Here is a 4,711-nt window from a genome sequence, read left to right as displayed (position 1 = left end):
ATATATACGAGTGTGATCCATAAAATAATAAACCTTCTTGGAATAAATACCGCTTCCAATACATTTGTATCCAAATCTATATTTGAACTTATTTTTTTCATATCTGACCTCCACCATTATATTATACTATACAAGATGCACCTTACTTTTTGATAAATTACTGATTCCTCATTACTGAATACAAATATGAAATATTGCATATCGAAATGCATTGATGTATTTGTAAACGCTTACTATAATGAGGGTATAAAGATTCATTACATCTTACTATTAAAAAAAGGAGGCAATCATATGGAAATCGCAATGGCAGTTTTAAAATTCGTAGGTGGAGTAATTCCATTGGTTCAAGAACTTTTAAAAGCATTTATGTAAAATTATTATTCAGCAATTATCTATAAGAATTATCATACAAATGATCTGTATATCAAAAAAATTGATACACAGATCATTTGTGTGAAAAAGCTTTAAACGAGAATTATGTACCTTAGCAGAACAATAATGATACATCTATCTCAAGTTGGAAAAAGACGCTCACAAGGGCGTCTTTTTATTATATTACTATGTACCTAATAACTTATTTAGAAAATCAATTCTACAATTCATACAATGCTACATAATTCATTTATCTTTTTGAAATTTGCACAATAAAAATCCCCTCAAAGCATAAACTTCAAGGGTCGAGCCTATTTTTTATTAAATTTTTTAAACACAGCAATACCATTTTCTACGATTTTATCAGATGTATAAATGACGACTGTCTGTTCCTCTTTATTTAGTGCTAATGAAATAATCATTTAAACCCAAAATGCTATAATTAATCCAATCACACTAAGGGGGACCATTTATTTTGCGCGGAACATGCATTCAATTTCATGAGTTTGGCAATCCGAAAGATGTGTTACAGGTTGAATATAAAAATATAGAACCATTAAAAGATAATGAAGTTTTAGTTCGTATGCTAGTCAGACCGATTAATCCATCTGATTTAATTCCAGTAAGTGGAGCATACTCACATAGGATCCCTTTACCTAACGTACCTGGTTATGAAGGTGTTGGTATTGTAGAAGATGTAGGCGCAGGCGTTTCTAGAGACCTTATCGGCAAACGTGTTTTGCCATTACGCGGAGATGGTACTTGGCAAGAGTTTGTTACAACATCAGCTGACTTTGTAGTCCCTATTCCTGATTCCATTGATGATTTCACAGCGGCACAAATGTATATTAATCCCCTTACAGCGTGGGTTACGTGTACAGAAACGCTAAACTTAAAACAGAATGATGTTTTATTAGTGAACGCTTGTGGATCCGCTATTGGACACCTTTTTGTTCAATTATCACAAATTTTAAACTTCCGATTAATTGCAGTAACTAGAAATAGTAAACATACAGAAGAATTACTTCAGCTTGGTGCCCATCATGTAATAGATACTTCCACTACCCCGCTTTATGAAACAGTTATGGAGTTAACAAATGGGCTAGGTGCAGATGCTGCGATTGATTCTATTGGGGGACCGGATGGAAATGAATTAGCTTTCTCCTTACGTCCAAATGGGCACTTTTTAACTATAGGCCTTCTATCAGGCATACAAGTAAACTGGGCAGAGATTGTCACGAAAGCAAAGGTGCACGCGAATATATTTCATTTACGACATTGGAATAAAGACGTGTCATCATATAAATGGCAAGAAACATTTCGTCACTTAATCCGCTTAGTAGAAGATAAACAATTACGTTTCATGACAGTACATTCCACATATGACTTAGTAGATGTGAAAACGGCGGTTGATATCGTTCAATCTGCTGAAAAAACAAAAGGGAAAGTGTTTTTGACGAGTTATTAAATGCGGTTTGATTAATCTTTTAAATAGACCAAATTAATCCGTGGATATTATATTTAACGAACGAATTGTAAATATATGGTATAGTTTAATTGAAAAGTGAAAGGAGATTCTAACATGTGGTTAATTACAGCAATTGCACCTGTTGTAATAGTTGGAGGAATTGTATTATTTGTAATTGGAAGACTTAAACATAAATATAACGAAGGAAAATTAGGTCAGAAAAAATCAAAAGAAGCTCAAACTTTATTAGATAGTTTAATACCTATGGGAATGTTTGTTGGCTGTACTATCGGTTTTATTTTCGGCATATTTTTCCCGGATTCTTTACTGCTTGCACTTAGTTTAGGAGCTGGAATAGGCTATTTATTTGGATTTTTTGCTTATGAAATTTATAGCAAGCAAGGCAACAATTATTCATGAATAGCCATCGACGCGATTGTGGAATAAGTGAGGACAGTACATATTAGTCATATAAAATATGTACTGTCCTTTCATTTATTCATCAACATTATTAACCCCACTTCTCCCCCCTAAAAAATAACATTGTCAACAGACCTTAAATTGGTTATCATAAAAACTAATATAACAGGAGATGAGCAGATGAATATAAACGAAAAGAAATCTTTTTCAAAAGTTTCTCGCCGAAAATTAGTCGATGAAGTATTAGAACGTTTACAAGAAAAAATCTTTTCTGGTGAGTATGAAGTTGGTGATCGCCTCCCTACAGAGCCGCAATTAATGGAAGAGTTAGGTGTAGGACGTTCAACGCTGCGAGAAAGCATAAAGATATTAGTACATGCTGGCATATTAGAGGTTCGACAAGGACAAGGTACTCGTATTGTCTCACTAAATACAGCACAAGATTCATTTGAAAAACGATTGCAAACAGCTAATATTAATCATGTATATGAAGCACGAAATATGTTGGATAAAGAAGTAGCGATGTTAGCGGCACAGCGCCGAAGTGAAGAGGACCTTTTATACTTAAAAGGACATTTGAATAAAAGAAAAAATGCCCTTCAAGAAGGAAATTATGTAGCATACATAGACGCAGATATTCAGTTTCATCTAGCAATTGCAAAGGCGAGCAAAAACGAAGTTCTACTTGATTTATATCAATCTTTCGTACCTGCCCTTCGCCACATTTTAAGCCAATTAATATTAAATACAGTGAACTATGAAGATAACTCTGACATTCATGAAAAGTTATTCCAAGCTATTTTTAAACAAAATGCCGAAGAGGCACGAACATACGCCGTTCAAAATTTGGAGCTGAAATAAGCTCCTTATATATTACACTCAAACAGCAGATGATATACTCAATAACGTCTGATGTTTGAGAGGGGAGAAAATTAAATTGAAACATCAAGGACGAACTTATTTGTATATACTAGCACTATTTTTTGTTTCCATTAATTTACGTATCGGAATTACATCTATTTCACCTTTATTAGAAACAATCCGACAAGACTTAAATATAAGCAATTTTTCCGTTAGTTTTTTAACAGCCATTCCTGTTTTTTGTATGGGGACATTCGCCTTACTGACTGGGAAGGTAATTAAAAAATATGGGGCAGAAAAAGCAATTATGGCTTGTCTTATTTTAATTGGCTTTGCTACATGTATGAGGGCTTTTACCTCTTCCATTTCCACATTATTCGCGAGCTCTTTATTTATCGGCATTGGAATTGCACTTGCAGGTCCGTTACTATCAGGTTTTATTAAAGAAAAATTCCCTACGAAAATCGGCTTAATGATTGGAATATATTCAGTAGGCATGGGAACTGGTGCTTCTTTAAGTGCAGGATTAACGATTCCTTTACAACATGTATTAAAAGGATCTTGGAATATGGCACTCGCTTTTTGGGGTGTACTTACTATTATCGCTATTATATTTTGGTATCCGGTTATGAAACGAAAAAAGAATACGAGTACACAAGATAAAAAGAATAATAGTTTACCTTTAAGAAATAAAAAAGCATGGTTGTTCACAATCTTTTTCGGACTACAATCAGGAATCTTTTACTCCATTACAACTTGGCTTGCGCCCGCAAATCAAAATATGGGCGTCAGTAGCGAACAAGCTGGTACTCTCATAACTGTATTTACAGTTATTCAAATGATATGTAGCTTTTTAATTCCAACATTAGCGGATATTTATAAAAACCGAGCACTTTGGTTATTAGGGAGTATATGCTTCGTACTCGTAGGTTTATCGCTTATGATTTACCCACTTACTACACCATGGATCCCTTCTATTTTACTAGGTATCGGGCTCGGCGGCGTATTCCCACTCGCTCTCATGCTACCGCTATATGAAACAAAAACTTCAGAAGATGCGAGTGCATGGACTGCTATGATGCAGTCCGGAGGGTACATTATGGGCGGATTTATTCCTGTCTTAGCAGGAATTACCCGCGACTATTTTGATGGTTATACGCAAGTTTTTATTATAATGGCAATCCTAAGCTTAATTTTGTTCATTTTAACTTTAGTCATGAACAAAAGAAAAATAAAAGCGAAAGATCTTATAGCTTAAATTAAAAGAATGGGCTTTTTCCTAAAGGATCAAGCTCATTCTTTTTACTTCTACTACTTGAAAACAAAAAAATCCCCTCAAAGCATAAGCTTCAAGGGGTGAGCCTGTTTTTTTATTTAATTATATACGTACAGCTGTACCACTTACAGCAACCATTAACATTCCATCACGAACAACTTCATAATCTACGTCAATACCAACGATAGCGTTCGCACCTTTTTGTTTTGCAAGTTCTTTCATTTCTCCCATTGCAATATCACGAGCTTCTTTTAACTTGCTTTCATAAGCACCAGCACGACCACCGACAACATCACGAACTGAAGCGAATAAAT

The 4,711-nt window shown here is 34.5% G+C and carries 6 protein-coding genes; 5 read left to right on the top strand and 1 reads right to left on the bottom strand.

Going from position 1 to position 4,711, the window contains the following annotated elements:
- The first annotated feature begins 186 nt into the window (after positions 1-186).
- From AB3X48_RS18100 to AB3X48_RS18080, 5 genes are all read left to right on the top strand, one after another.
- Positions 187-372: a hypothetical protein gene (locus AB3X48_RS18100; RefSeq protein WP_002030171.1), complete on the top strand. Its 186-nt coding sequence runs from the start codon at positions 187-189 to the stop codon at positions 370-372.
- 475 nt (positions 373-847) lie between these two features.
- Positions 848-1,840, top strand: a complete 993-nt coding sequence (locus tag AB3X48_RS18095; RefSeq protein WP_016103943.1) for a zinc-dependent alcohol dehydrogenase family protein — start codon at positions 848-850, stop codon at positions 1,838-1,840.
- Between the two features lie 114 nt (positions 1,841-1,954).
- Positions 1,955-2,260: a hypothetical protein gene (locus AB3X48_RS18090; protein WP_088098766.1), complete on the top strand. Its 306-nt coding sequence runs from the start codon at positions 1,955-1,957 to the stop codon at positions 2,258-2,260.
- 180 nt (positions 2,261-2,440) lie between these two features.
- On the top strand, positions 2,441-3,121 hold the full coding sequence (locus AB3X48_RS18085) for a FadR/GntR family transcriptional regulator (protein ID WP_088098765.1): 681 nt from the start codon (positions 2,441-2,443) through the stop codon (positions 3,119-3,121).
- A gap of 70 nt (positions 3,122-3,191) precedes the next feature.
- Positions 3,192-4,379 carry an MFS transporter gene (locus AB3X48_RS18080; RefSeq protein ID WP_033710636.1) on the top strand — a complete coding sequence of 396 codons (1,188 nt, stop codon included), beginning with the start codon at positions 3,192-3,194 and terminating at the stop codon, positions 4,377-4,379.
- Positions 4,380-4,499: 120 nt separating this feature from the next.
- On the opposite strand, the gene AB3X48_RS18075 is transcribed toward AB3X48_RS18080, so the two are convergent.
- On the bottom strand, positions 4,500-4,711 hold a 212-nt coding region (locus AB3X48_RS18075), incomplete at its 5' end, for a heavy metal-binding domain-containing protein (RefSeq protein ID WP_367959780.1).

The sequence above is a fragment of the Bacillus sp. S4 genome, from assembly GCF_040838205.1.
In the GTDB taxonomy this organism is placed as follows: Bacteria; Bacillota; Bacilli; order Bacillales; family Bacillaceae_G; genus Bacillus_A; species Bacillus_A cereus_U.
The sequence above is the reverse complement of the archived record's forward strand: the minus strand, read 5'-3'. Positions and strand labels throughout refer to the sequence as shown.

What these genes read in the sequence shown, in the direction of transcription:
- AB3X48_RS18085 (WP_088098765.1), top strand. Translation starts at nt 2,441, where the DNA reads ATGAATATAAACGAAAAGAAATCTTTTTCAAAAGTTTCTCGCCGAAAA.
- AB3X48_RS18100 (WP_002030171.1), top strand. Translation starts at nt 187, where the DNA reads ATGAAATATTGCATATCGAAATGCATTGATGTATTTGTAAACGCTTAC.
- AB3X48_RS18090 (WP_088098766.1), top strand. Translation starts at nt 1,955, where the DNA reads ATGTGGTTAATTACAGCAATTGCACCTGTTGTAATAGTTGGAGGAATT.